Source organism: Streptomyces sp. NPDC001868 (assembly GCF_040297125.1).
GTDB lineage: Bacteria > Actinomycetota > Actinomycetes > Streptomycetales > Streptomycetaceae > Streptomyces.
This window is the reverse complement of the sequence record NZ_JBEOYO010000003.1, coordinates 173,296-199,112: the sequence shown is the minus strand read 5'-3', so window position 1 is coordinate 199,112 and position 25,817 is coordinate 173,296. Positions and strand designations below refer to the sequence as shown.

Here is a 25,817-nt window from a genome sequence, read left to right as displayed (position 1 = left end):
CATGGCTATCTTCCTCAACAAGGACTCCAAGGTCATCGTCCAGGGCATGACCGGTGCCACGGGCATGAAGCACACCAAGCTCATGCTGGCCGACGGCACGAACATCGTCGGTGGCGTGAACCCGCGCAAGGCGGGCACCACCGTCGACGTCGACGGCACCGAGATCCCGGTCTTCGGCACGGTCGCCGAGGCGATCGAGAAGACGGGCGCGAACGTGTCCGTCCTCTTCGTACCGCCGGCCTTCGCCAAGTCCGCCGTCGTCGAGGCCATCGACGCCGAGATCCCGCTCGCGGTCGTCATCACCGAGGGCATCGCGGTCCACGACTCCGCCGCGTTCTACGCGTACGCGGTGTCGAAGGGCAACAAGACCCGGATCATCGGCCCGAACTGCCCCGGTCTCATCACCCCGGGTCAGTCGAACGCCGGCATCATCCCCGGTGACATCACCAAGCCGGGCCGCATCGGTCTGGTCTCGAAGTCCGGCACGCTGACGTACCAGATGATGTACGAGCTGCGTGACATCGGCTTCTCGTCGGCCGTCGGCATCGGTGGCGACCCGGTCATCGGTACGACGCACATCGACGCGCTCGCCGCGTTCGAGGCCGACCCCGACACCGACCTGATCGTGATGATCGGTGAGATCGGTGGCGACGCGGAGGAGCGGGCCGCGGACTTCATCGCGAAGAACGTGAAGAAGCCGGTCGTCGGTTACGTCGCCGGCTTCACCGCGCCCGAGGGCAAGACCATGGGCCACGCCGGTGCCATCGTCTCCGGGTCCTCCGGTACGGCCGCCGCGAAGAAGGAGGCCCTTGAGGCCGCCGGCGTCAAGGTGGGCAAGACGCCGACCGAGACGGCGAAGCTCGCGCGCGAGATCCTCAACGGCTGAGTTCTTCACCTCGGCTGAGCCTTACGCGGGCCCGCACCCCTTGCCTGGGGTGCGGGCCCGCTGGCGTTTCCGGGGGTACGGCGGGGTGTGCGGCTGGGTGGTGCGGCGCCCTTCGCCGGGGCTGGGCTCGGGCGGGGTTCCGCTCACCGGCGCTTGCGGGGTGCCGCCTGCGCCCACCCGTGCCGCCCCAGCGGCACGATTGCCCGCAGTTGGGTGGGGGTGGGGGGAGCGGGCGGCACGATTGCCCGCAGTTTGGTGGGCAGGGGAGTGGGGCGGCGTGGTTGTCCGTAGCTGGGGTGGTCCGTCAGTGGGGTTCTGGGTGTAGGCGTTCCGGGCCCGCTGCCGCGGCTGATCTGAGTTTGGCGCGGAGTTTTTGTTCGGGCTGGGAGAGGGGGCCGGGGGCCGCTTTCGGGGGGACGCCGTGGACCGGGGTGCCCGGGGGGACCGGGGGTTCGTAGTGGTCGGGGGCGGTGTGGAGGGTGAGGGCGGTGGTGGTGAGGAGGAGGGTGGTGAAGGCGATGGCGGCGTGGATCCAGCGGCGGGCGCGCAGGTCGGCTCGGGCGCGCAGCGCGGGCGGTCTGGTGGGGCCCGGGCGGATGTCGGACGGGAGCGCCGCCAGAAGGCGGTTGAGGTCGTCGGGTGCGACCGGCTTCGGGAGGCGCTCGGTGACGGTCGCGCGGGCGTAGAGCAGACGGCCCGCCGCGGCGGGTGTGCTCGCCTCCGTCTCGGCGGCCGTGTCGGGCAGGTCGAGGCCGACACCGTCGTAGAGGACCAGGGTCCGGCGGTACGGGGGCGGCAGTTCGAGCAGGGCCGTCAGCAGGGCGCGCCCGGTGGGGTCGGCCGGCTGCGGTTCGCGGTGGCGGCGGGCGCGGGGGCGCAGACGGTGCCAGGGGGAGAGGGCGTACTCGTGGGCGGCGGCCCGCACCCAGCCCGCCGGGTCGCGGTCGACGGCCACCTCCGGCCAGCGGTGCCAGGCGAGCTGGAAGGCCCGCTCCACCGCCTCGCGCGCGAGGCGGCGCCGCCCGGTGAGCAGATAGGTCTGCTGTACGAGGGTGGGGGCGCAGTACGCGTAGAGGGCGTCGAAGGCCTGGTCGGGCGTGAGGGGTGGTGGGGTCGGGTCCGGATCGTCGGCGTCGGCGTCGGCTTCGGCTTCGGCTTCGACACCGACACCGACACCGACACCGACACCGGTACCGGTACCGATGCCGACCTTCGGGCCGAGGGGCTGCTGATACCACTCGGTCTCGCCCCGACCCGACGGCTCCCCGGACGTCCTGGCTCCAGTTCCAGCCGCAGCTCCAGCCCTGGTTCCGGTCCGAGCCCCGGTCCCGGTCACCGGATCGCCTCCCGCAGTAGCGACCCCTGTTCGACCAACCTTCGTACGAAAAAGCACATAAGCACATATTGGGCGACACGTGCAGGAATCCATTGTTACGCCGGTAAAGCGCGTGTCGTTGGGAGCATGGCCGACGTGACACACGCGACCGACCCGACCGACCCGAACGACCCGCCCTCGGGGCCGGGCCACCACCCCGCCGACCACGGCCGGCCGGCCTTCCCGACGGCGTCCCTGTACTCGTCGTCGCCGCGCTCTCCGCTGTCGCCGCTGCTGAGGAAGGCACGCGGCCGGTCGTCCAAGCTGGTGGGCGGGGTGCTGGGCGGGGCCCTGGCGGCGGGGCTCGGACTCGGGGCGTTCGTCGCCCTCGTGACGGTGCTGTGGATCAGTTCGCCGTACCCGGACAGCGGGCCCGGCGGGGCGCTGCACGTGGCGGCGGCGCTGTGGCTGCTCTCCCACGGCGTGGAGCTCGTCCGTACCGACACGCTCTCCGGGGACCCCGCCCCGGTCGGTCTCGTCCCCCTCCTTCTGCTCGCCCTGCCGACGGTCCTGCTGCACCGTTCGGCACGCGACCACGCGGGGGACGGCTCCGGGGTGAGCGCTCGTGCGACGTGGGCGGGGCTCGTCATCGGATACGCGACCGTCGGCGCCGCGGTCACGCTGTACGCCTCGGGAGGGGTGCTTCGGCCGTCGTGGCTGTGGGCCGCGCTCTGGGTACCGCTGCTCGCGGCGCTCGCGACGGGCACGGGGGTGTGGGCGGCGCGCGGGCGCCCCCGGCTGCCCCTGCCCGCGCTCCTCGGCGGCGCCCCGAGGACGGAGGGCCGACGGCATGTCGCGGCCGCCGCCGGACGGGCCGCCGGGGCGGGTGTGCTCATGCTCGCCGGCGGTGGTGCTCTGCTGGTGGCCGTGTCCCTGGTCTGGCACGGCGGCGCGGCCCGCGCCTCCTTCCTCCAGCTCACCGAAGGGCTGTCCGGGCGTTTCGCCGTCCTGCTGCTCTGTCTGGCCCTCATCCCGAACGCGGCGCTCTGGGCGGCTGCGTACGCCCTCGGCCCCGGCTTCGTCCTGGGCGCCGGGCACACCACCGCGCCGCTGTACGCCGCCGCTCCGGCCGCCCTGCTGCCCCCGTTCCCCCTGCTCGCGGCCGTTCCGGCGGGCGGGGGTGCGCCGGTGTACTGGGCGGTGGGCGCGGTGCCGCTGGCCGCGGGGGTGACGGTCGGCTGGTTCACCGCGGCGCGGGCCGTCGCGGACCCGACGGCGCCGTGGTCCGCGCGGCGGACGGCCGTCACGACCTTCCTCGCGGCCCTGCTGTCCGCCATGGCCTTCGCCCTCCTCGCCCTCCTTTCCGGCGGCCCCCTCGGCGTCGCCGCCCTGACCGACTTCGGCCCGGTGTGGTGGCAGGCGGGCGGCGCGGCCGGGGCCTGGGTGGGCGTGGTGGGCATGCCGGTGGCGTTGACGGCGCGGTGGTGGCGGGTGGCGCGGGCCCGGAAGGCGGCGGCCGCGATCGAGGAGGCCGGGCGGAAGAAGCCGTCCGGAGTGCCTGTGGCCAGGGAGTCCGCCGGAGAGGGGAAGAGACCGGGGGCGCCTGCGGGCGAGGGGGACGGGCGGCGGAAGAGGTCGATGGCGGCCTGGATGTTCCGGCGTGGATCGAAGGCGTCGACGGGGCCCCTCCCGCAACGCTCACGCCGGTTCCCCGCGTGGCGCTTCGGAGCGAAGCGGCGTGAGGCCGAACGGGCAGCGTCGACCGCCCCTACGTCCGCCGCCGCCGACGTCGGTGCCGGCGCCGGTATGGGTGCCAACTCCGGCCCAGCCCCAGCCCCCACCCCCGCCCCAGGCCGCAGAACCACCCCCGCCGACACCCTGGCCCCGTACGACGCCCTCGACCCGTACGCCTACGAGTCCACCGCCCCCGCACCCCCGCCCGTCTGGGACCCGGCCTCCCGTACGGCCCGCTGGGCGGCGCTGCGTGAGGTGTCCTCGACCCGGGACGGGTACGAAGACACCGCTCGCTCGGGCTCGGGCCCCACCGAGGACGACGCCCCCCACGCCCCCGAGGTCACCCAGGTCCCCGACGCCACCCCCACGCCCGGGGAAGCCCTCTGACGACGTGAAGGCGCCGCCGGTGACCTACCGGCGGCGCCTTCAACGCTGCTGCTGTGCTGCTGTGCTGCTGTGCTGTTGTGCTGTTCCCCTCCGGCGTCTCTACTCCGCGCCCAGCATGTTCCGCAGGGGCCCCTCCGGCAGGAGTTCCTTGCAGGACTTCGCGGAGGTGGTGGTGAGGGAGTCCTCGACGCAGGTGTAGTAGTCGCGGTAGACGAACTGGGCCGTGAAGGTGACGGCGACGATGGCGAGGGCGATCGTGGAGGTCACCAGGCCGCTGATGGCCGCCGTCTTCTGGGGCCGGCCGCTCGGCTCGGGGGCCGCCGGCGCCCGGGTCTGGTCCGGGGTGCGGGGCTTGGCGCGCAGCGCGCTGACGGCCCAGTACACGGCCAGGGAGCCGAGCAGCAGGGCGACGTACGGCCAGGCGAAGAGGGCGAAGAAGAAGGCCCACATGCCGCAGAGCAGGGAGTACCGCGCGTGCCGCTGGGCGGGGTCCGTCGGGTCCCAGCGCAGCCCGCTGCCCGGACCGCCGCCCTCGGGGCCCTGGCCGGGCCCGCCCGGTCCGCCCTGGCCACCGGGACGCTCACCGAAGGGTCCGCCGGACGAGCGGCCGGGCTGCCGGTCGCTCCACTGACTGCCCCACGGCGAGTGACCACCGCCGCGCCCCGCTCCGTCGTCGGAACCCTGGCCGTCGGGGCGGCGCGGCTGCCACGGGCGGTCGGGCGTGCCCTCGGGCGGCGGCGCGAACGGATTGTCGTCCGAAGGGCCCGCGCCCTGGCCCCGCCCGGGCTGCCCGGACTGCTCGGGGGCGTCCTCGCTCTCGCGCGGAGGCGTGGGCGAGGAACTCCGCTCGCGCAGCAGGAGCGGAGGAAGGCGGAGGCTGCGGTCCGGCATCAGGAGTGCGTCTTCCCCTTGGTGAATACTGCGGTGAACTCGACTGGTGTGCTGGGCGGCGAACCCGCCGGTGAAATCTAGCCGGTGAAATCCACTGGTGGCGCATGAGCTGTCATTCCGTGAACGCCCCGCACACCGACCGCGTTCCCGAGCCCACTCCTCGCAGACGCTACCTTCCGGCCACGCCCCCGTCCCACGGGGGCCGCCCGGTGTGCCGGTATCGTTGCTGGCGGTCGGCCGCTTCGTAGACTTCCCCGTATCGGGGGACGCGAAGCATTCGTATGAACGTACAAGCGGCAGACCCGAACGCAACGTTCCCCGCAGAACCCGTAGAACCCGTAGAAAGGGCCTCACCGTGGCCGCCAAGCCCGTGGCCAAGCGCCTCGTCGTGCTGGTCTCCGGATCCGGCACCAACCTCCAGGCGCTGCTGGACGCCATCGAGACCACCGGCGTCGAGGCCTACGGCGCCGAGATCGTGGCCGTCGGAGCCGACCGCGGCGGTATCGAGGGGCTCGCCCGCGCCGAGCGCGCCGGGCTGCCGACCTTCGTGTGCCGGGTCAAGGAGTACGAGACCCGTGACGAGTGGGACGCGGCGCTCGCCGAGGCCGTCGCCGCGTACGAGCCCGATCTCGTCGTCTCCGCCGGGTTCATGAAGATCGTGGGGAAGGAGTTCCTGGCGCGGTTCGGTGGGCGGTTCGTCAACACCCACCCGGCGCTCCTTCCCAGTTTCCCGGGGGCCCACGGGGTGCGGGACGCGCTCGCGTACGGCGCCCGGGTCACCGGCTGCACCGTCCACTTCGTCGACGACGGCGTCGACACCGGGCCGATCATCGCGCAGGGCGTGGTGGAGATCCGGGACGAGGACGACGAGAGCGCTCTGCACGAGCGCATCAAGGAAGTCGAGCGAAGGCTGCTCGTCGATGTCGTGGGGCGGCTCGCCCGCAACGGCTATCGCATTGAGGGACGAAAGGTAGTTATCCAGTGACCGCCGACAGCACTGTCACGGCCGAGAGCGGCCAGAGCGGCACGAGCGACAAGCGGGGCATCCGTCGCGCGCTCGTCAGCGTCTACGACAAGACGGGCCTCGAAGACCTCGCGCGCGGCCTGCACGAGGCGGGCGTCGAACTCGTCTCCACCGGGTCCACCGCCGGGCGTATCGCCGCTGCCGGCGTCCCCGTCACCAAGGTCGAGGAGCTGACCGGCTTCCCCGAGTGCCTGGACGGCCGGGTCAAGACCCTGCACCCCAAGGTGCACGCGGGCATCCTCGCCGACCTCCGGCTGGAGGACCACCGCAACCAGCTCGCCGAGCTGGGCGTCGAGCCGTTCGACCTCGTCGTCGTGAACCTGTACCCGTTCCGGGAGACCGTCGCCTCCGGCGCCACCCCCGACGAGTGCGTCGAGCAGATCGACATCGGCGGCCCGTCGATGGTCCGCGCCGCCGCCAAGAACCACCCCTCGGTCGCCGTGGTCACCAGCCCGGCGCGGTACGCCGATGTCCTGACGGCGGTGAAGGACGGCGGCTTCGACCTCGCCACCCGCAAGCGGCTCGCGGCGGAGGCCTTCCGGCACACGGCCGAGTACGACATCGCGGTCTCCTCCTGGTTCGCCTCCGCCTACGCGCCCGCCGACGACTCGCCGTTCCCGTCGTTCCTCGCCACCAGCCTGGAGCGCGCGCACACCCTGCGCTACGGCGAGAACCCGCACCAGCCCGCCGCCCTCTACACGGCGGGCACGGGTGGTCTGGCGGAGGCCGAGCAGCTGCACGGCAAGGAGATGTCGTACAACAACTACACGGACACGGACGCCGCCCGCCGTGCCGCGTACGACCACGCCGAGCCGGCCGTCGCGATCATCAAGCACGCCAACCCGTGCGGCATCGCGGTCGGCGCGGACGTCGCCGAGGCGCACCGCAAGGCGCACGCCTGTGACCCGCTGTCGGCGTTCGGCGGTGTGATCGCGGTCAACCGTCCGGTGTCGAAGGAGATGGCCGAGCAGGTCGCCGAGATCTTCACCGAGGTCATCGTCGCGCCCGACTACGAGGACGGCGCGCTGGAGGCACTGGCCAAGAAGAAGAACATCCGCGTGCTGCGCTGCCCCGACAGCCCGGCCCACCCCATCGACGTCAAGCCGATCGACGGCGGTGCCCTGCTCCAGGTCACCGACCGCCTCCAGGCCGACGGCGACGACCCCGCCAACTGGACCCTCGCGACCGGGGACGCCCTCTCCGCCGACGAGCTGGCCGAGCTGGCGTTCGCCTGGAAGGCCTGCCGGGCCGTCAAGTCCAACGCGATCCTGCTCGCCAAGGACGGTGCCTCCGTCGGCGTCGGCATGGGGCAGGTCAACCGCGTCGACTCCGCGAAGCTCGCCGTCGAGCGGGCCGGCGAGGAGCGCGCGCGGGGCTCGTACGCCGCGTCCGACGCGTTCTTCCCCTTCCCGGACGGGCTGGAGATCCTCACCGCGGCCGGCGTCAAGGCCGTCGTGCAGCCGGGCGGTTCGGTCCGTGACGAGCTGGTCGTCGAGGCCGCGCAGAAGGCGGGCGTGACGATGTACTTCACGGGGACGCGGCACTTCTTCCACTGATGCCGATGCCGATGCCGATGCCGGTGCTGGTGTCGGTGCCGATGCTGGTGTCGGTGCCGCTCCGTTGAGGCGTGGGACAAGGGCTCGCCGGACACACCGGCGGGCCCTTCGTCATGGATCGAGGGGATGCGGAATGGCCGATATCCCGGTGCAGAGGCGTTCGTTCCGCTGCGAGGCTCGGGGGGCCAGGCCAGCCATCCGGGACTCAGGGGGTCAGTCATGCGCAACAGATGGAGTCGGTCGAGTCGGTCGAGTCGGGTGAGTCGGTCGGGCCGGGCCGCCGTCGTCGGCGCGGTGCTCGCGGTCGCGCTCGGGACGGGGACGACCGGCAGCGCCGCCGCCGCTGAGGACGCGGCGGCGGTGCCCTGTCCGGTCGGGTTCGTGTGCCTCTCCACGGACGTCGGCGGTGCGGGCGTCATCTACCGCCTCGCGGAAGGGACATCGGCCCACTTCGGTTCCTCGCCGCGTATCCGTGAGGCCACCAACAACACCCGTATCGACTACTGCGTGATCAGCACCTTCAACAGCTATCTGCTCCGTCCTGGCGAGACGCGGACCCAGGACAGCGCCGTGCGCTCCGTCATACCTCGTCCGACCGGCGGGACCTGCCCCGCGTGAACGCGCCGAAGGGCCGTACCCCTCCTGCGGGGTACGGCCCTTCACGTCGCTCGGCGGCTCAGTAGCGCGGGCGGTTGAACCACGCCTTGCCGTTGGCGTTGCCGACGAAGACGGCTATCAGGATGCCCAGCACCAGGTGGACCAGGCCGATCAGGAAGAACGGGAAGACACCGAGGACCGCGGTGATGATGCCGAAGACCAGCGCGGCGACGCGTACGCCGCTGCCGCCGGACTTGAACTTCACGGCCAGCATGATCGCGTAGACGAGCCAGGCCACCGCGAAGACGGCGATCGCCACCATCTGGCCGACGGGAATGTTGCCGAGCGCCTCCGCGAGGGCGGGGTCCTCGGTGTTGTCGCTCGCCGCGGCCACGCCGATCGCGCCGATGCCGTACAGAAGCACGCCGACCACCTGCAGGCCGACGATGACCCAGAGCATGATGCGGGCCGCGTTCACCGTGCTGGGCATGGTCTCGGGGGCGTTCGGGTAGCCGCCGTAGCCCTGGGAGACCGGCGGGGCCGTCGGATAGCCGTACCCCGGCTGCTGGGGCGGGGTCTGCTGCGGGTAGCCGTAGCCCTGGGCGGGCGGCTGCTGCTGGGGCTGGCCGTACGGGTTGTTCTGGTCGCCGAAACTCATGGCGGGGTTTCCTCCGTTGCCTGGTGCGGGGACGCGCGGCACGGGTCGGAGGAATGCCCTGATCTTTGAAATGGTCACGCCCCCCGGCAGTGCCCGCGGCACTGTGTCCCAATCGTTTTATATGCCCGTCCGGATGTCCAGGGAGAATCAGCGGGTGTTGTGCAAGTGCAACACGTCCGATCTTGTCGGGAGGGGCGGGGGGGGGGGGGCGTCCGCCAGGTGACCGGATTGGAACCCGGCGGCGGTCATCCGCGAAGATTGGGGCCATGAGCGCCCAGATTCTCGATGGCAAGGCCACCGCAGCCGCGATCAAGTCCGATCTGACCGCCCGCGTGGCGGTGCTGAAGGAGAAGGGCGTCACGCCCGGACTCGGCACGATCCTCGTCGGGGAAGACCCCGGCAGTCAGAAGTACGTCGCGGGCAAACACCGCGACTGCGCGCAGGTCGGCATCGCCTCCATCCAGCGCGAGCTGCCCGCGACCGCGACCCAGGAGGAGATCGAGGCGGTGGTGCGGGAGCTGAACGAGGACCCCGCCTGCACCGGATACATCGTCCAGCTGCCGCTCCCCAAGGGCATCGACGAGAACCGCGTCCTCGAACTGATGGACCCCGACAAGGACGCCGACGGCCTCCACCCGATGAACCTCGGCCGCCTCGTCCTCAACGAGCCGGCCCCGCTGCCCTGCACCCCGAACGGTGTCCTCACCCTCCTCCGCCAGTACGGCGTCGAGATCAAGGGCGCCGAGGTCGTGGTCGTCGGCCGCGGTGTGACCATCGGCCGCTCGATGCCGTTGCTCCTCACCCGGCGCAGCGAGAACGCGACGGTGACCCAGTGCCACACCGGCACGCGTGACCTGGCCGCGCACCTGAGGAAGGCGGACATCATCGTCGCCGCGGCCGGCTCCGCCCATCTGATCCGGCCCGAGGACGTGAAGCCGGGCGCCGCCGTCCTCGACGTCGGTGTCTCGCGCTCCGCCGAGGGCAAGATCGTCGGCGACGTCCACCCCGGCGTCGCGGAGGTCGCCGGCTGGATCTCCCCCAACCCCGGCGGTGTCGGCCCGATGACCCGCGCCCAACTGCTCGTCAACGTGGTCGAGGCGGCGGAGCGCAGTGTCGGCTGACGACAGGGCGGAGGGGGCGCCCGGACGGCCGGGGGCGTCCCGGACGCCTGGGGCGGCGGCGAAGGGCAGCGGGTCGCCGGGGCCGGTGGACGCGGTGAACTCCGTGGCCTCGGTCGACCCGGTGCGGCCGGATGCTATGAATGCCGCTGGTGCTTCGAGGCCGTCGGATCGGGCCGAGCGGCCTGCGGCGTCGGCTGTCGTCGGGGCCGGGAAGAACGCGGAGGCCACGGAGGCCGCGAAGACCCCGGAGGTTCCGAACGCCGCGGAGGCCGCGAACACTGCGAACACCGCGAACACCGCAGACGAGCCGATGGCGGCGGACCGGTCGGGGACGACGGACGGGGCTGCGGCGTCGGAGAGGGTGGAGATGGCGGAGTCGGCGAGCACGGCCGGGACGGCCGGGGAGACCGAGGTGGCTGGGCCCGCTGGGACGGCTGGGCCCGCTGGGACTGCCAAGTCGACAGGGCCGGCCGAAGCATCCCGGGCGCCCGGGAAGACGGCCGAGGCGACCAAAGCGCCCGGGACGGCTGAGGCGGCCGGGACGGCGTCCGGGGTCTCCGGGACGCCCGAGGTGCCCGGTGAGATCGAGGTGCGGGATCACATCAGCGTGCCCGATGCCGAGGGCAAACCCGTGCGCGGTACCCGGCGGTTCCCGATGTTCACCAAGGACACCGCGCGGCCCGAGGGCGGGGGCCGGGCGGCGCCGCGTGAGGCGCCGGCGCCGGTCCGGCAGTGGCCCATCCTCGCCGTACTGTCCGCCGTGGGGCTCGGGCTGCTGATCACCGCGCTGGACGCGTTCCGGGCCGGCACGATCCTGATCGGGGCCGCGCTGCTCGCCGGCGCGGTGCTGCGCTGGGCCGTCCGGGACGTCGGCATGCTCGCCGTCCGCTCCCGCTTCACCGACATGGCCACGTACATCGTCCTGGGCACCGCCATCGTGCTCCTCGCGCTGATGGCCCAGCCGAAGCCGCTGCTGGAGATCCCGTTCCTCAAGGACACGCTGCACTTCACGGTGGGCGACGAGGAGGCGGGCTGAGGCCTTCCCACCCCGGCCCCCGGGCGGCCCCGCCCCGGTCCCGGACACACGCGACGGCGGCCCGTCCCCTCCCCCGAGTAAGGACGGACCGCCGTCGCGCTCCACGTTCCTGCACGGCGAACGCCCCGTTCAACACCTATCAGCCCGCTGTGGCACGGAAGTGACCATTCCGCCACGGTGTCCGCGCGAGGCGACGACGACGGCACCCGGACGTCATCGGGCCGTGCTCGGGCCGTGACGGGGCCGTGGTCGGGCCATGCCGTGACCGGCGTGCGAGGCCGGTGCGTGGGCCGCTTCACGCGCCCCCTCCTCGCACCCTTCGCATCGCCTCACAAGGCCGCCCCCGTCACTCCATCGCGCTGCCCGAACGCCACGCGCCCGGTGTCCGTGCCGGTGGGAACCGGTTCACCCGCGACCGTCGTCACCTGCTCAGACCCGCCCCTGAGCCGAGGAGGCAGCCGATGAGCGCCTGGCAGCCGCTGCCGGACGAACTCCCCCCGGAGGTACGGCATTTCGTCGAGCAGTTGCGTCTGCTGAAGGACCGTACGGGACTCAGTCTCGTCGCGCTCGGCGCGCGCACCGCGTACAGCAAGTCCTCCTGGCAGCGGTACCTCAACGGCAGCCAGCCCCCGCCCCGGCAGGCGGTCGTCGCCCTGTGCCGGGTCGCCGGGGAGGACGCCGAACGCTTCGGGGTGCGCTGGGAACTGGCCGTACGCGCCTGGCCGCGCCCGGCACCCCAGACGGTGCCCCCGTCCTCCCGGCCGACACACCCTGCGGGGGCGGGGGAGCGGGCCGACGCGGAGGCGTACGAGGACGACCCCACGCTCCCCTGGTGGGACACCCCCGCCGCCGAGCCGGCCCCCCGCCCACCCGGCCGTATCGCCCTCTACGCCGCCCTCGCCGTCCTGATCGCCCTGGCCCTCGTCTGCGCCGCGCTGATAGGGGCCGTCACGCTGTCGTGACGACCCCCATCAGTGGCCCAGTGGCCCAGCGGCCCAGCGGCCCAGCGGCCCCGAAGCTCAGTGGCTCACGGCATCATCGGCCTCGGCCTTCGCCACCCGCCGGGCGAAGGCCGAACCCCGCTCAGCCGCGCCAGTCGTACGCGGCGACCTTCCACTTCGAGCCGATCCGGACGTAGTACTCCCCGTCGAGCCGCTTGAAGGTCACCTCGTTCTCCAGGCCCGTGTAGGTGACTGTGCCGTCGCTGTACGGGCCGTCCAGGAAGCCGTCGGCCTGCCCGAAGGTCTCCTTTCCGACGATCCCGTCGACGTCCTCCAGGTCCTCCTGGGCCTGCCAGTACTTGGTCGCCGAGCGGGTCTTCCAGCCGAAGATCCCGTCGATGTCCCCCGGGGTGAAGGTGTGCAGATCCCCGCCGGAGTCCTTCCACTTGGCGCCGTCGGCGTACAGGACGCTCTGCCACAGTCGCGTCGCGTTGCTCTTGGAGTGCGAGTTGACGGACAGCGTGCCCTCGTCGCCCCAGTCGTTGTACGCGGCGCCGGAGCCGTCGACGACGTACGGCCCGGAAGCCGTGGCGAGCGGAGCGGTGACGCCGAGCGCGAGCCCGGCCGAAGCCGTCACGGCGACGGCCCCGAGCAGCAGCCTGGCCTTGAGTTGCATGTGATCCCCCTGGTCCCCGTTGACCTTCCGACCTTCACTGACGCACACGGTCCGCACGGGCCCCGGCCGATCCGACACGGCGTACGAGCGCCGAGGCACCCGCCGGTGTGTACGAGGCGTACGAGCCCCTGTTCGACTGGTGTGGCCGTGCGTGTGTGGTCGTTGTGTCGATGTGTTGACAAGTTCGAGGATTTGCCATTGCCTCGCTCAACACCAGGGCTAACGTGAGCATTTGGGACGGTCCGGGACGTCCCGCCCGTGGACCTGTCATTCCGCCCGGAAATCCGGGATGCCGGTGGGACACTGGACCGCAGACCGTCGGGGGGCGTGCGACGATGCGCGACCGGCCCGAAATGCTCCCGCACGCCCCTTTCCGGGGAACTGACATCCCGACCGGGCGCATCCCAGTGGGTAGGCCAGAACGGGGCTCCGGAGAGCCTCGGGCCAGGTCCGGGTAAGGCCCCGGACCAGCCTTCGGAACGGGATTCAGCGAGGGCGCCATGCGCGACACAGGGACAGCAGGCACGGCGATAGACAGCACAGCGATAGACAGCACGGCGATAGACAGCACAGCGACAGCGAGCACAGGGACAGCGGGCACGGGAACAGCGAGCACAGGGATAGCGGGCACGGGGGGAATGTTCAGAGTCGTACGGAGAGCCGTACGGGGGGAAGAGGGGGGAAGCAATGCCTCGTTGGAGGGCCTTGCCCGATGAACTCGATCCACAGGTCAGGGAGTTCGCGGGCCAGCTGCGCAGGCTCGTCGACCGCGGTGGACTGAGCATCGCCGCGGTGGCCGACCGCACGGGCTACAGCAAGACGTCCTGGGAGCGATATCTCAACGGCAGACTGCTCGCGCCGAAAGGCGCGATCGTCGCGTTGGCCGAGGTGACCGGTACCGATCCCGTGCATCTGACCACCATGTGGGAGCTGGCCGAGCGTGCCTGGAGCCGCTCGGAGATGCGCCACGACATGACCATGGAAGCGATCCGTATCTCCCAGGCGCGCGCCGCCCTGGGGGAGACGGGCGGCCAGTCCACCGTCAAGGGCGGCAGGAACGGCAGGGGGGGCCGGAGCGCGACCGCGACACCGGGCGTGGCGGGCCCGGCGGGCGTCTCGCCGACGGTTCCGCCGCAGCCGCGCTCCTCGGGCGACGAGCGCACCTCGCGCTCCCCGTACGGCGGTTCGATCGCCCCCACGCCCTCGTCGCCGTCGTCGTCCTCCTCCTCTTCCTCCGCCTCGCCGTACGGCGGGAGCGGCGGGGCGGGGCCGGTCGCCGGTGGCGTGTCGCGCGTCAGCTGGGGATCCAGGCCGTCGTCGGCCTCCTCCCCGTCCCCCTCGCCGTCATCACCCTCGCCGTCCTCATCGGCTTCGGCCTCGGCCTCGTCACCGTCGGGTCTGGCCGGGGGGCCGCCCTCGTCGGCCTCATCGGCTTCGGCTTCGGCCTCGGTGTCGTCGGCGTCCTCGTCCCGTGTCCCTGCCGGAGTGTCGGTCACCGGGGGTGCCCAGGCTTCCGGTGGTGCCTCGGCGCCGTCCGGTGTCTTCGGCCCGCCGCCGGGCGGTGACGGCCGTTCCGACGACGGCGACTCCGCGCCGAAGCGGCGCGTGACGATGTTCCTCGCGGGAGCCGTCGGCGCGCTCGTCGTGATCGCGGCGGCCTTCTTCCTCACCAACGGTGACGGGAAGGACCGGGCGGAGGGCAAGCCGCCCACCTCCCCGTCGAACTCGATCGGCACGAACCCCGACCTCCCGCCCGGTGTGAAGTGCAGCGGCAAGGACTGCGACGGCAAGGACCCGGAGACCATGGGGTGCATCGGCAACCTCGTACGGACCACCGACGAGGCCACGGTGGGCACCACGAGGGTCGAGGTCCGCTACAGCAAGACCTGCCAGGCGGCCTGGGCCCGTATCACCGGCGCAGCCCAGGGCGACGAGGTCCAGGTCACGGTCGGTACGGCCAAGCAGACGGCCGCCATCGAAGCGGCCGGCGACAACATCGCCTACACGCAGATGATCGCCGTGAAGGACGCGGGCGAGGCCACGGCCTGCGCGACGCTGGCGTCGGGACGTAAGGGCTGTACGGGGTAGGGGGCGGGGCGGAAGGGCTGTACGGGGTAGGGGCGGGGCGCCCCGCGAGGGGTGCGGAGATCCGCTGCGACCGGCCCCCGCCGGGTCGCCGGTCGCACGGCTCACCGTGATCACCTCTGTGTAACTCAGGGTTATCGCCCTTGTCGGAAAAGTAATCACGGCGTAAATGGAATGCCCGCCGAACTCCGGGGCATGCGGACAGTACCCCCACGGGAGTCCGGCCCACCCGGGAGATCGACACCCCCCTCCCTCCCGGCCCGGCACCCCCACAGGCGGCCGCCCTGGTCCCCCTCTCCCGGACCGGCGGCCGCCTCTTTCGTGCCGCCCGCCCCGCAATCCGCCGGTCGGCTCGCGGGGTCACACTTGTGGGACGGCCCGCGGGGCGACTTGTGGGCTGGGCCACACGAACCCCGGCCGCCCGGGATTCCGGATGCGCGATAGCCTGACCACCGATCTCTCTTGACGCCAAGAGATCGATCATCTGTACGTCCCATCAGGGGCAGGGACGCCCCACCGCCAGCTGTCATACGGAGAACGCCATGACCCGCACTCCCGTGAACGTCACCGTCACCGGCGCGGCCGGCCAGATCGGTTACGCCCTGCTCTTCCGCATCGCCTCCGGCCAGCTGCTCGGCGCGGACGTGCCGGTCAAGCTCCGCCTGCTGGAGATCACTCCGGCGCTGAAGGCCGCCGAGGGCACCGCCATGGAGCTCGACGACTGCGCCTTCCCGCTCCTTCAGGGCATCGACATCACGGACGACCCGAACGTGGCCTTCGACGGCGCCAACGTAGGTCTGCTCGTCGGCGCCCGCCCCCGTACCAAGGGCATGGAGCGCGGTGACCTCCTGGAGGCCAACGGCGGCATCTTCAAGCCGCAGGGCAAGGCCATCAACGACAACGCCGCGGACGACATCAGGGTCCTCGTCGTCGGCAACCCGGCCAACACCAACGCCCTCATCGCCCAGGCCGCCGCGCCGGACGTCCCGGCCGAGCGCTTCACCGCGATGACCCGCCTGGACCACAACCGCGCGCTGACCCAGCTGTCGAAGAAGACGGGCGTCCCGGTCTCCGAGATCAAGAAGCTCACGATCTGGGGCAACCACTCCGCGACCCAGTACCCGGACATCTTCCACGCCACGGTCGCCGGCAAGAACGCCGCCGAGGTCGTGAACGACGAGAAGTGGCTCGCCGAGGACTTCATCCCGACCGTCGCCAAGCGCGGCGCCGCCATCATCGAGGCCCGTGGCGCCTCCTCGGCCGCCTCCGCCGCCAACGCCGCCATCGACCACATCCACACCTGGGTCAACGGCACCGCCGAGGGCGACTGGGCCTCCATGGGCATCCCGTCCGACGGTTCGTACGGTGTGGCCCAGGGCCTCATCTCCTCCTTCCCGGTCACCGTCAAGGACGGCAAGTACGAGATCGTCCAGGGCCTGGAGATCAACGAGTTCTCCCGCGCCCGTATCGACGCCTCGGTCCAGGAGCTGGCGGAGGAGCGCGACGCGGTCCGCGCCCTCGGCCTCATCTGAGCCGTCCCGGCCCTTTCTGAGCCGACCTCCCCGAGCGGAACAGCTGACGTCCTTCAGCTGACGTCCTCCAGCTCACCCACCCAGGCCCTGTCCCGGTTTCCGCCGGGACGGGGCCTGTTGGGCGTGTACGCCGCTATCGTCGGTTCACGCCCGTCGTGAGGATGCCGACGGCGGCGAGGGGGGACACGATGACGCGTTGGGACCCGCACCAAGGACGCTGGGCGGACGACCCTCCCGGACGGGGCGGCCCGTGGCCGCGCATGATCGCCGTCATCGCCCTCGCGGCGCTGATCGGCGGCGGCGTCGGCTTCGGGGTGTGGGCCCTGTTCCGGGACGACGGCGCGACCCGTACGACCTCCGCGAACAGTTCCCCGTCGACACCCTCGCCCTCCCGCTCGGCGGCGGGCCCGGAGGACAACGGGAACACCCGCCCGGCCACCCCGAAGCAGTCGGACGCGGACGGAGGCTCGGGCGGCAGTTCGGGCTCGGGCGCGGATTCGGGCTCAGGTGCCGACTCGCGTACGGGCCCGGGTACGGATTCGGAAGCCACCCCGGGCTACGTACGCTCCGACGACCCGGCCGGCTTCACCGTCGACGTCCCCTCCGGCTGGGACCGCACCGCCAAGACGCCGAGCGGCAAGCCCACGGTCGTCACGTACGACTCCCCGGACGGCACCCGTACCCTCCAGCTCTTCCTGGTCAGCGAGAGCGGCCCCGCCGAGTCCATGGACCTGGCCGAGAACGAGACCTACGGCTTCGCCCGCCTCCCCGGCTACCGTGTCCTCGACCGCTCCGCCGCCGACGACGACAGCTACTCCGAGGTCGTCTACCGCTTCGACGGCGAAGGAGACCTGGGCCCCCGCCAGGTCATCGACCACCGCTTCCGCACGGCCGGCGACAAGATCTACGGCGTCCGCCTCAGCGCCCCCGAATCGACCCCGCTCGACGAACTGCGCGAACCCGTCACGATGGTGGCCACGACCCTGTGCCCGACGGGGGCGACCTGCGTACGCGGCTGAACGCGGGACGGCACACGGGCCCGTGCCCGTGCCCGTGCCCGGGTGCGAGCCGAGCCCCGGCCGGAACCGCGACCGGTGACCGACGCCGGGAAAGGGCGGGCCGCCTCACCGTCACCGTGGCGCCGCGAGCCTCTTCTCGAAGAAGTGCGCCCCGTACACGTCGTCGTTGTACCGGGGAATCTCCGTGTACCCGCACGCCCGGTACATCGCCTGCGCCTCCGTCAACGAGGCATGCGTATCGAGCCGTACGACGCCGAAACCGCGCCCGGCGGCCGCCCGCTCCAGCTCGCCGAGCAGCCGCCGGGCGAGCCCGAGCCGGCGGGCCCCGGGGTGTACCCACACGTGCTTGATCTCCGCGACCCGGGCATCGGGGTCGAGTGTCCGCAGCGCCCCGCACCCCACGGCCCGTTCCTCCTCGTAGGCGATCAGGAAGGCGCCCGAGTCCCCCGAGATCTCATGGGCCGGGACGAGCGTGGCCGGGTCGTACCCCTCGGGGAACCGCTCGTCCAGGTCGGCGGCGTAGGCGTCGAGGCAGGCGCGGGCGTCGTCCGACCCGCCGTCCACGGTCTCGACCCGGATCGCGGCGAGCCGCAGCAGCCGCCGCGCGGCCCCCAGCGCCTCGGTCAACTCGCCCCGCTGCGCCGGACTCAGCCCGCGCAACAGCCCCTCGGCCAGCGCGTCGGCCCGCCGGTTCTGCTCCGCGACCTCGGAACGCCCCGCCGAGGTCAACGCGGCCACCCGTACCCGGCTGTCCCCGCCATGCACCCCGACCCGGACCAGCCCCTGCCCCTCCAACGCCTTGACCATCCGGCTCAGATACCCGGCGTCCAGCCCGAGCCCCGCCCGCAGCTCGCGCAGCGAAGCCCCCTCCCCGCCTTCGCCGACCTCCCCGATCTCGAAGAGCAGCCGGGCCTCCCCGAGCGGCCGGTCCTGCCCGAGATAGTGATCGTCCAACGCCCCGATACGACGGGTGAAGTACCGATTGAACCGCCGCAGACTCCGCACATCCCGCACGGCCACCGGCTCCGACTTCTGCTTGGCCTCCATATTTCTTTGACTTTAGTCAAGGGAATCCCCGAAGTCGATGGGTGCGCTAGCAAGGCCGCGGTCCCGCACCCCCCCCGCACCCCCCGCACCCCCTGGCACCCGGTTGGCCCTTGCCCGGAGTCGATCACTAGTCTGAGCGCCGATAAAGCGCACATAAGACGGCGGCCGGTCTCGCGCACCACATCGCGCACCGGCGCCGGTAGAGCAGGGCCTATGAGCCCGACGGGGGAGCACACATGGGAGAACAGCGCAGGCGGCTGCGGTCCAGCACGGTCGTACTCGGTGGGATGGGCGTCGTCGCGGCGGCCCTGACCTCCTGCGGATCCGATCCGGACCGCCGCTGCGTGGACCGTGACAGCTACGACTACGCCAACGGCTACAAGATCATCGCCGACAAGAACTGCAAGACGAGCTCCGGTTCCTCGTCGTCGTACGGCAAGAACCGCAAGAGCAACAGCAGCGGCAACCGGAGCCAGAGCGATTCCGTCGACGCCGCCTGGTACTACGACTCCGATGTCAGCGGCGGCTGGGCCGACTACGGCACCTTCAGCCGCAGCGAGGCCGTCGACCGGGACGGCTTCGGCTGCTCGGGCGACGGCGACGGCTCCGGCTCCAGCGGCGGCTGATCCGGCGGACGACGGGGCAGAGCCATGGAACGCCGCACCATCGAACCCAGGCCGGGCTGGCAGGAGACCGTCGAGGAACAGGGGCTCATCTACCCCCTGACCCGCCACCCGGACGGTTCCCTGCGCCCGTACTGGGACGAGAGCGCCTACTACGTCTTCTCGCTCCCCGAGGTCGAGGCCCTGGAGGAGGTCGTCGAGGAATTGCACGGCATGTGCCTGGCGGCTGCCGCGCACATCGTCGAGCAGGACCGCTTCGCCGACCTCGGCATCACCGACCCACGCCTCGCCGACCTCGTCGCCGAGGCGTGGCACCGGCGGGCCGAACTGCCCTCCGTCTACGGCCGCTTCGACCTCCGCTACGACGGGACCGGCCCCGCCAAGCTGCTGGAGTACAACGCCGACACCCCGACCTCCCTCGTCGAGGCGGCCAGCCCCCAGTGGTTCTGGATGGAGGAACGCTTCCCGGGCGCCGACCAGTGGAACTCCCTCCACGAACGCCTCGTCGACGCCTGGAAGAAGCAGTCCCACCTCCTCCCGCCGGGCAGCCCCCTCTACTTCGCGCACTCCGCCGGAGACGAACTGGGCGAGGACCTGATGACGGTCGCCTATCTGAAGGAGACCGCCGAACAGGCCGGCCTCGCCACCGACTGGATCTCCATGGAGGACATCGGCTGGGACCGCCTCTCCGGCCGCTTCGTCGACAAGAAACTCCGCTTCATCCGCAGCGTCTTCAAGCTCTACCCCTGGGAGTGGCTCACCACCGACCGCTTCGCCCCGCACGTCCTCGCCACCCTCGACAACGGCGGCGGCACCGGAACCACCCTGTGGATCGAGCCCGCCTGGAAGATGCTCCTCAGCAACAAGGCCCTCCTCGCCGTCCTCTGGGAGCTGTACCCCGGCCACCCCAACCTCCTCCCCGCCTACCTCGACGGCCCCCGCGAACTGGCCACCACCTCCGGCTATGTCGCCAAACCCCTCCTCGGCCGCGAGGGCGCCGGCGTCACCCTCCACCCACCGGGCGCCGCCCCCGTCCTCCGCGAAGAGCCGTGCTGCTACCAGGAGTTGGCGCCCCTCCCGGCCTTCGACGACAACCACGTCGTCCTCGGCGCCTGGGTCGTCGAGAACGAGTCGGCCGGCCTCGGTATCCGCGAGTCCTCGGGCCTGGTCACGGACGAATACGCCCGCTTCCTTCCCCATGTGATCCTCTGACCTCCGCACCTCCTTCCGCCTCCTCTCGTCGTTCGTATGGTGGACGCCGGGGCCCGGGCGTCCACGGCGCCCGATAGGGTGACCGGCGGGCCGTGACTGGCGCGCTGGGATGGGACGGACCATCGGGGAGCGGCCCGGGAAAGATGAGTGCCGTGCGCCTGGGCCGTACCGTGAACGCTGAACGCAACGTCCGGAGGTCCCCATGCCAGCCGAGCCCCTCTCCCACGAGTCCACCGCCTTCCGTGCCGCCCTCGATGTGATCCGCGCCGTCGAGCCGCGCGTGGCCGACGCCATCGGCCAGGAGGTCACCGACCAGCGCGAGATGCTCAAGCTGATCGCCTCCGAGAACTACGCCTCCCCGGCCACCCTCCTGGCCATGGGCAACTGGTTCAGCGACAAGTACGCCGAGGGCACGATCGGCCGCCGCTTCTACGCCGGCTGTCGCAACGTCGACACCGTCGAGTCCCTCGCCGCCGAGCACGCCAAGGAACTCTTCGGCGCCCGACACGCCTACGTCCAGCCGCACTCCGGCATCGACGCCAACCTGGTCGCCTTCTGGTCCGTCCTCGCCGACCGTGTCGAGGTCCCCTTCCTGGAGAAGGCCGGCGCCCGCCAGGTCAACGACCTCTCCGAGGCCGACTGGGCCGAACTCCGCCAGGCCTTCGGCAACCAGCGCATGCTCGGTATGTCCCTGGACGCCGGCGGCCACCTCACCCACGGCTTCCGCCCGAACATCTCCGGCAAGATGTTCGACCAGCGCTCCTACGGCACCGACCCCGGCACCGGCCTGATCGACTACGAGGCCCTGCGCGCCTCCGCCCGTGACTTCAAGCCGCTGATCATCGTCGCCGGCTACTCCGCCTACCCCCGTCTCGTGAACTTCCGGATCATGCGCGAGATCGCCGACGAGGTCGGCGCCACGCTCATGGTGGACATGGCGCACTTCGCGGGCCTCGTCGCCGGCAAGGTCCTCACCGGTGACTTCGACCCGGTGCCGCACGCCCAGATCGTCACCACGACCACCCACAAGTCGCTGCGCGGCCCGCGCGGCGGCATGGTCCTGTGCGACGACTCCCTCAAGGACCAGGTCGACCGCGGTTGCCCGATGGTCCTCGGTGGCCCCCTCCCGCATGTCATGGCCGCCAAGGCCGTCGCCCTCGCCGAGGCCCGGCAGCCCGCCTTCCAGGACTACGCCCAGCGCATCGTCGACAACTCCCGTGCACTCGCCGAAGGCCTGATGCGCCGGGGCGCGACCCTCGTGACCGGCGGCACCGACAACCACCTCAACCTCATCGACGTCGCCTCCTCCTACGGCCTCACCGGCCGCCAGGCCGAGGCCGCGCTGCTCGACTCCGGCATCGTCACCAACCGCAACGCCATCCCGGCCGACCCGAACGGTGCCTGGTACACCTCCGGCATCCGCATCGGTACGCCCGCGCTGACCACGCGTGGTCTGGGCACCGCCGAGATGGACGAGGTCGCCGGTCTCATCGACCGTGTCCTCACCACCACGGAGCCCGGCACCACCAAGTCGGGCGCCCCCTCCAAGGCCCAGCACATCCTCGACGCGAAGGTCGCCGACGAGATCTCCCGCCGGGCCACCGACCTGGTCGCCGGCTTCCCGCTGTACCCGGAGATCGACCTCGGCTGACCCCTCACCCCAGCCGGTCAGGCGTCCAGCAGTTCCTGACGCGGTTCCCGTGGCGGTCCGGACTCGTGTCGGGCCGCCACGCGGCGCTGGAGGAGCGTGGCACCTCCGGCGCCGAGGAGCAGCCCCAGGGCCAGGGCGGGTATCGCCCAGCGGGCCCGGTCGCTCAGGCCGGGTGTGCGTGTCGTGGCCCGGGAGGCGGCGGCCGTCTCGTCGGTCTCGGACCGGGCCTCGGTCAGAGAGTCGGCCGGCGGCTGCTCGCCCAGCGCCGGGTCGTCAGGGGCCGTGCCCAGGACCCCCAGGCCGTTGAGCAGCTTCCGCAGCTGTTCCGGCTGCTTCGCCCTGTGCCAGACGCCGCCGTCCGGAGTGTCCACGGTCTCCTCATCGGTGGTGAGCGTCGTATGGATCCAGACGTCCCGGGTGTCCGGCGCGGCCGGGTACACCCGGTCCAGCCGCCATGGCGTCACGTCGTGGATCATCCATGTCACGCTGATCATGTCGCTGAGCCGCTCTCCCCATATGTCCTCCCGCCCCCACTCCGGAGCCTTCTCCGCGCTCCGGTCGAGCTCGGAGCCCGCAGGGGCGAGGAGCTTCTCCAGGCGGCCGTAGTCCTCCTGCGTGCCGTACAGCGAAGCCGTCCGCTGGATGGTCGGCGTGACCAGCAGCACGCTGGTCGGGCCGCCCGCCGCCGAGGGCGGTGCCGTCAGCAGGAGCAGGGCGAAAGCCGTCAGTAACGCGCCCACCATCGCTGTCAGTTGTCGTGGTCCACGCATCCGACACCCCCGATCGATCCCGGTGCGGTCCGTCCGCACTCGCGGTGTCATTCCTGGTACACCGCTCGAACCGCCGGGGTTCCCACCCCGGCGGGACCAATCCCGGGGCCCGGTCAGTCCCGGTCAGCCCCGGTCGGTCCCGGTCGGTCCAACGACTCCGCGATCTCCCGTGCCCGCGCCTTCGACTCCACGCCCTCCAGCCGCAGCGTGAACTCGTCGTCGTGGACCCACAGCAGGGTGGGCCCCGCCGTGCGCTCGGAGCGGGTGAAACGGGAGCCGTCCTCGGAGGTCATCCAGAAGCGCAGGAGATGTGGCTCGGGGAACCACAGCGCGGGGTACGCGCCCCTGCCCAGCTCGACCCACTCGACGGCCTGCTCACCCGCCACGGTCTTGCCGTACTCGGGGGCCAGCCGGGCCGCGTACTCGTCGAGCCGGACGGTGTGCCCCCGCTCGTCCCAGCACAGGGTGATCACGAAGCGGTCCTTCGGCGCGGGGGTCACCGACACCGCGTCCGGGGTGCCCAGCGCGCCCGGCACGAGCGGGGCGAACCCGGCCCGTCGCTCGGCCTCCGCGAGCGGGACCGGATCCGGGCAGCCCGGCACCTCCGCTCCCGGCGAAGGCGTCGCCGACGGGTCGTACCGCACCTCGACCCCGCCGAAGTGGAACCAGTCGGCCACCGCCGCCCGTACCGGAGGGGTGAGGACGAGGGCCGTGAGCAGCCCGCACAGCGCGGCCGTCAGCGCGCGTCGGCGCAGCCGGACCCACCGGCGCACCGCCCGCAGCCGCTCACCGGCCCCCGGCGGCTCGGCCACCGGCGTCGGCACCCGCTCGGCGAGTATCTGCCGGAGAACCCGCTCGACCATGGTCTCGGCCCCGTCAGCCCCGCCGTCCCCGTCGCCTCCCTCGCCCCCAGGCCGGTCCAGCGCCCGCCCGAGCGCCCGCAACTCTTCGGGCAGCCGCTGGTCACGACCGCCACCCTCCGTAATCCCGTCGCCCCGCTCCCGCTCCCGTTCCCGCTCCAGATCCCGTTCCCGACTCAAACTCCGCTCCCGCTCCAGGCCCTCGTCCGCGCCCCTCTCCGGCTCACTCACCTCCCTCACCCCCTCCCTCTCTCACCAGGGCCTCGCCCGGCTCGAACTCAGGCAGCAGGCGGCCCAGCTTGCGCAGCGCCCGGCTCAGACGGGATTTCACCGTGCCCCGGGGCCAGCCCAGGGCGGCCGCCGTCTCCGGCTCGTCCATCTCCAGCAGGTAGCGGTACGTGACGACCAGCCGATGGTCCTCGCTCAGCTTCTCCAGGGCGCCCAGCAGCGCGACGCGGCGCTCTATCTCCAGCGCGGCGACCGCCGGGTCCGCCGACGGCGGTATCAGCGGCTCGGCCTCCATGAGGGCCGCCTCACGGTCGGCCAGGGACCGCTGGCGCCCCGCTGTCCGCACTGTGTTCCTCGTCTCATTGGCCACGATCGACAACAGCCACGGCCGGAACACGGCGCCGTCCCGGAAGCGGCCCAGTGAGCAGTACGCCTTGAAGAAGGCCTGCTGCACCACGTCCTCCGCGTCCGCACCGGCGCCGAGTGCCCGGGCCGCCCGCAGTGCGATGCCCGTGTGGGCGCGCACCAGCTCCGCATACGCCTCCGGCTCCCCGGCCCGTACGCGTGCGATCACCGCGGCCTCATCGACGATGCGGCCCCCCTCCCGCGTCTTCACAAAATGGGTACACCGCCCGGGCCCGATCGGTTCCCACCCGTGTCACATCTGTTTCCGGTCGGTTCCGGAACGGGCCCGGACACCTGAGAGAATGGTGAGCATGGCCTCTGACCGCCCACCCGTCGCCCACCACCGCCCTCAAACGGGGCGCTTCGCGCCGCTGCCTGGTTTGCGCGTGCTCTCCGGCATCCAGCCCACCGCCGGCTCGTTCCACCTCGGCAACTACCTCGGCGCCGTCCGCCAGTGGGTGGCTCTGCAGGAGTCCCACGACGCGTTCTACATGGTCGTCGACCTGCACGCGATCACCGTGGCGCAGGACCCCGCGGACCTCCGCGCCAACACCCGGCTCGCCGCCGCGCAGCTGCTCGCCGCCGGTCTCGACCCGGAGCGCTGCACGCTCTTCGTCCAGAGCCACGTCCCCGAGCACGCGCAGCTCGGCTGGGTCATGAACTGCCTCACCGGCTTCGGCGAGGCCTCCCGCATGACCCAGTTCAAGGACAAGTCAGCCAAGCAGGGCGCCGACCGCGCGAGCGTCGGCCTCTTCACGTACCCGATCCTCCAGGTCGCCGACATCCTGCTGTACCAGGCGAACGAGGTGCCGGTCGGCGAGGACCAGCGCCAGCACATCGAGCTGACCCGTGACCTCGCCGAGCGCTTCAACGGCCGCTTCGGCGAGACCTTCACGATCCCGAAGCCGTACATCCTCAAGGAGACGGCGAAGATCTACGACCTCCAGGACCCCACGATCAAGATGAGCAAGTCGGCGTCGACCCCGAAGGGGTTGATCAACCTGCTCGACGATCCGAAGGTCACCGCCAAGAAGGTCAAGAGCGCGGTCACCGACACCGACACGGTGATCCGCTTCGACACCGCGGAGAAGCCGGGCGTCAGCAACCTGCTGAGCATCTACTCGACGCTGACGGGGGCGGGCATCGCGGAACTGGAGCAGAAGTACGTCGGCAAGGGCTACGGTGCGCTCAAGACGGACCTCGCCGAGGTGATGGTCGAGTTCGTGACGCCGTTCCGGGAGCGCACCCAGCAGTATCTGGACGACCCGGAGACGCTCGACTCGATCCTGGCCAAGGGAGCCGAGAAGGCGCGCGCCGTCGCCGCGGAGACGCTCGCACGGGCATACGACAAGGTGGGCTTCCTGCCCGCCAAGCACTGAGCCGCACCACCTCTGCCCCCGAGAGCCGACCGCACCACCCGTCGCACCACCGACAGCGCCGCACATCACTCCCGCTGCGCCTGCCCGGAACACCGCCGTGGCCGTACAGTCGATAGCCGGTGCGACGGATCGCGGTCATCGCGGCCGGCATCGCGACCACCGGCCGCCACCGCGGCCAACGAGG

At 71.9% G+C, this 25,817-nt stretch carries 23 protein-coding genes and 1 riboswitch; of the genes, 15 read left to right on the top strand and 8 right to left on the bottom strand.

The window, feature by feature from the left end:
- Position 1: 1 nt before the first annotated feature.
- Positions 2-886, top strand: a complete 885-nt coding sequence (gene sucD / locus ABT147_RS05655) for a succinate--CoA ligase subunit alpha (protein ID WP_351402876.1) — start codon at positions 2-4, stop codon at positions 884-886.
- 304 nt (positions 887-1,190) lie between these two features.
- On the opposite strand, the gene ABT147_RS05650 is transcribed toward sucD, so the two are convergent.
- On the bottom strand, positions 1,191-2,222 hold the full coding sequence (locus tag ABT147_RS05650; RefSeq protein ID WP_351402875.1) for an RNA polymerase sigma factor: 1,032 nt from the start codon (positions 2,220-2,222) through the stop codon (positions 1,191-1,193).
- A 126-nt stretch (positions 2,223-2,348) separates the two neighbouring features.
- On the opposite strand from ABT147_RS05650, the gene ABT147_RS05645 reads away from it, so the two are divergent.
- Positions 2,349-4,322, top strand: coding sequence for a cell division protein PerM (locus ABT147_RS05645; protein ID WP_351402874.1), 1,974 nt, complete (start codon positions 2,349-2,351; stop codon positions 4,320-4,322).
- 99 nt (positions 4,323-4,421) lie between these two features.
- On the opposite strand, the gene ABT147_RS05640 is transcribed toward ABT147_RS05645, so the two are convergent.
- The gene (locus tag ABT147_RS05640; RefSeq protein WP_351402873.1) at positions 4,422-5,213 is read right to left on the bottom strand and encodes a hypothetical protein; all 792 of its coding nucleotides are present in this window, start codon (positions 5,211-5,213) and stop codon (positions 4,422-4,424) included.
- A gap of 355 nt (positions 5,214-5,568) precedes the next feature.
- Between ABT147_RS05640 and purN the strand changes: the two genes are divergently transcribed.
- The 3 genes from purN to ABT147_RS05625 all read left to right on the top strand — a co-directional run bounded on the left by purN (position 5,569) and on the right by ABT147_RS05625 (position 8,411).
- Complete coding sequence (gene purN, locus ABT147_RS05635) at positions 5,569-6,198, top strand: phosphoribosylglycinamide formyltransferase (RefSeq protein WP_351402871.1); 630 nt, start codon at positions 5,569-5,571, stop codon at positions 6,196-6,198.
- Entirely contained in the window at positions 6,195-7,793 is a 1,599-nt protein-coding gene (purH, locus tag ABT147_RS05630; protein ID WP_351402870.1) for a bifunctional phosphoribosylaminoimidazolecarboxamide formyltransferase/IMP cyclohydrolase, read from the top strand. Before purN ends, purH begins: the two co-directional genes overlap by 4 nt.
- 258 nt (positions 7,794-8,051) lie before the next feature.
- The gene (locus ABT147_RS05625; RefSeq protein WP_351402869.1) at positions 8,052-8,411 is read left to right on the top strand and encodes a hypothetical protein; all 360 of its coding nucleotides are present in this window, start codon (positions 8,052-8,054) and stop codon (positions 8,409-8,411) included.
- A 58-nt stretch (positions 8,412-8,469) separates the two neighbouring features.
- Here the strand turns inward: ABT147_RS05625 and ABT147_RS05620 are convergent, their stop codons facing one another.
- Entirely contained in the window at positions 8,470-9,048 is a 579-nt protein-coding gene (locus ABT147_RS05620; RefSeq protein ID WP_351402868.1) for a hypothetical protein, read from the bottom strand.
- 266 nt (positions 9,049-9,314) lie between these two features.
- On the opposite strand from ABT147_RS05620, the gene ABT147_RS05615 reads away from it, so the two are divergent.
- From ABT147_RS05615 to ABT147_RS05605, 3 genes are all read left to right on the top strand, one after another.
- Positions 9,315-10,169: a bifunctional methylenetetrahydrofolate dehydrogenase/methenyltetrahydrofolate cyclohydrolase gene (locus ABT147_RS05615; protein WP_351402867.1), complete on the top strand. Its 855-nt coding sequence runs from the start codon at positions 9,315-9,317 to the stop codon at positions 10,167-10,169.
- 367 nt (positions 10,170-10,536) lie between these two features.
- Entirely contained in the window at positions 10,537-11,205 is a 669-nt protein-coding gene (locus tag ABT147_RS05610) for a DUF3017 domain-containing protein (RefSeq protein WP_502983036.1), read from the top strand.
- A gap of 461 nt (positions 11,206-11,666) precedes the next feature.
- Positions 11,667-12,167: a helix-turn-helix domain-containing protein gene (locus tag ABT147_RS05605; protein WP_351402865.1), complete on the top strand. Its 501-nt coding sequence runs from the start codon at positions 11,667-11,669 to the stop codon at positions 12,165-12,167.
- Between the two features lie 121 nt (positions 12,168-12,288).
- On the opposite strand, the gene ABT147_RS05600 is transcribed toward ABT147_RS05605, so the two are convergent.
- Positions 12,289-12,822 (bottom strand): peptidoglycan-binding domain-containing protein, encoded by a 534-nt coding sequence (locus ABT147_RS05600; protein WP_351402864.1) that lies wholly within the window; start codon positions 12,820-12,822, stop codon positions 12,289-12,291.
- Positions 12,823-13,509: 687 nt separating this feature from the next.
- On the opposite strand from ABT147_RS05600, the gene ABT147_RS05595 reads away from it, so the two are divergent.
- The 3 genes from ABT147_RS05595 to ABT147_RS05585 all read left to right on the top strand — a co-directional run bounded on the left by ABT147_RS05595 (position 13,510) and on the right by ABT147_RS05585 (position 17,458).
- Positions 13,510-14,910: a helix-turn-helix domain-containing protein gene (locus tag ABT147_RS05595; protein WP_351402863.1), complete on the top strand. Its 1,401-nt coding sequence runs from the start codon at positions 13,510-13,512 to the stop codon at positions 14,908-14,910.
- A 539-nt stretch (positions 14,911-15,449) separates the two neighbouring features.
- Complete coding sequence (locus tag ABT147_RS05590) at positions 15,450-16,439, top strand: malate dehydrogenase (RefSeq protein WP_351402862.1); 990 nt, start codon at positions 15,450-15,452, stop codon at positions 16,437-16,439.
- 188 nt (positions 16,440-16,627) lie between these two features.
- The gene (locus tag ABT147_RS05585) at positions 16,628-17,458 is read left to right on the top strand and encodes a serine/threonine kinase C-terminal domain-containing protein (RefSeq protein ID WP_351402861.1); all 831 of its coding nucleotides are present in this window, start codon (positions 16,628-16,630) and stop codon (positions 17,456-17,458) included.
- 111 nt (positions 17,459-17,569) lie between these two features.
- Here ABT147_RS05585 and ABT147_RS05580 read toward each other — a convergent pair whose 3' ends face one another.
- Positions 17,570-18,505: a GNAT family N-acetyltransferase gene (locus ABT147_RS05580; protein WP_351402859.1), complete on the bottom strand. Its 936-nt coding sequence runs from the start codon at positions 18,503-18,505 to the stop codon at positions 17,570-17,572.
- A 236-nt stretch (positions 18,506-18,741) separates the two neighbouring features.
- Between ABT147_RS05580 and ABT147_RS05575 the strand changes: the two genes are divergently transcribed.
- The 3 genes from ABT147_RS05575 (at position 18,742) to ABT147_RS05565 (ending at position 21,991) form a co-directional block, all read left to right on the top strand.
- The gene (locus ABT147_RS05575) at positions 18,742-19,131 is read left to right on the top strand and encodes a hypothetical protein (protein ID WP_351402858.1); all 390 of its coding nucleotides are present in this window, start codon (positions 18,742-18,744) and stop codon (positions 19,129-19,131) included.
- 24 nt (positions 19,132-19,155) lie between these two features.
- Positions 19,156-20,340: a glutathionylspermidine synthase family protein gene (locus ABT147_RS05570; RefSeq protein WP_351402857.1), complete on the top strand. Its 1,185-nt coding sequence runs from the start codon at positions 19,156-19,158 to the stop codon at positions 20,338-20,340.
- Between the two features lie 82 nt (positions 20,341-20,422).
- Positions 20,423-20,511, top strand: a riboswitch (ZMP/ZTP riboswitch).
- 31 nt (positions 20,512-20,542) lie between these two features.
- A complete protein-coding gene (locus ABT147_RS05565; protein ID WP_351402856.1) occupies positions 20,543-21,991 on the top strand; it encodes a glycine hydroxymethyltransferase in 1,449 nt (482 codons plus the stop codon).
- A 17-nt stretch (positions 21,992-22,008) separates the two neighbouring features.
- Here ABT147_RS05565 and ABT147_RS05560 read toward each other — a convergent pair whose 3' ends face one another.
- From ABT147_RS05560 to ABT147_RS05550, 3 genes are all read right to left on the bottom strand, one after another.
- Positions 22,009-22,734: a hypothetical protein gene (locus tag ABT147_RS05560; RefSeq protein WP_351402855.1), complete on the bottom strand. Its 726-nt coding sequence runs from the start codon at positions 22,732-22,734 to the stop codon at positions 22,009-22,011.
- A 140-nt stretch (positions 22,735-22,874) separates the two neighbouring features.
- Entirely contained in the window at positions 22,875-23,747 is an 873-nt protein-coding gene (locus ABT147_RS05555) for a hypothetical protein (RefSeq protein WP_351403025.1), read from the bottom strand.
- Positions 23,748-23,844: 97 nt separating this feature from the next.
- The gene (locus ABT147_RS05550; protein WP_351402854.1) at positions 23,845-24,465 is read right to left on the bottom strand and encodes an RNA polymerase sigma factor; all 621 of its coding nucleotides are present in this window, start codon (positions 24,463-24,465) and stop codon (positions 23,845-23,847) included.
- Positions 24,466-24,640: 175 nt separating this feature from the next.
- Here ABT147_RS05550 and trpS point away from each other — a divergent pair, with 175 nt between their 5' ends.
- Positions 24,641-25,633: a tryptophan--tRNA ligase gene (gene trpS, locus ABT147_RS05545; protein WP_502983035.1), complete on the top strand. Its 993-nt coding sequence runs from the start codon at positions 24,641-24,643 to the stop codon at positions 25,631-25,633.
- The last annotated feature ends 184 nt before the right edge of the window (positions 25,634-25,817 follow it).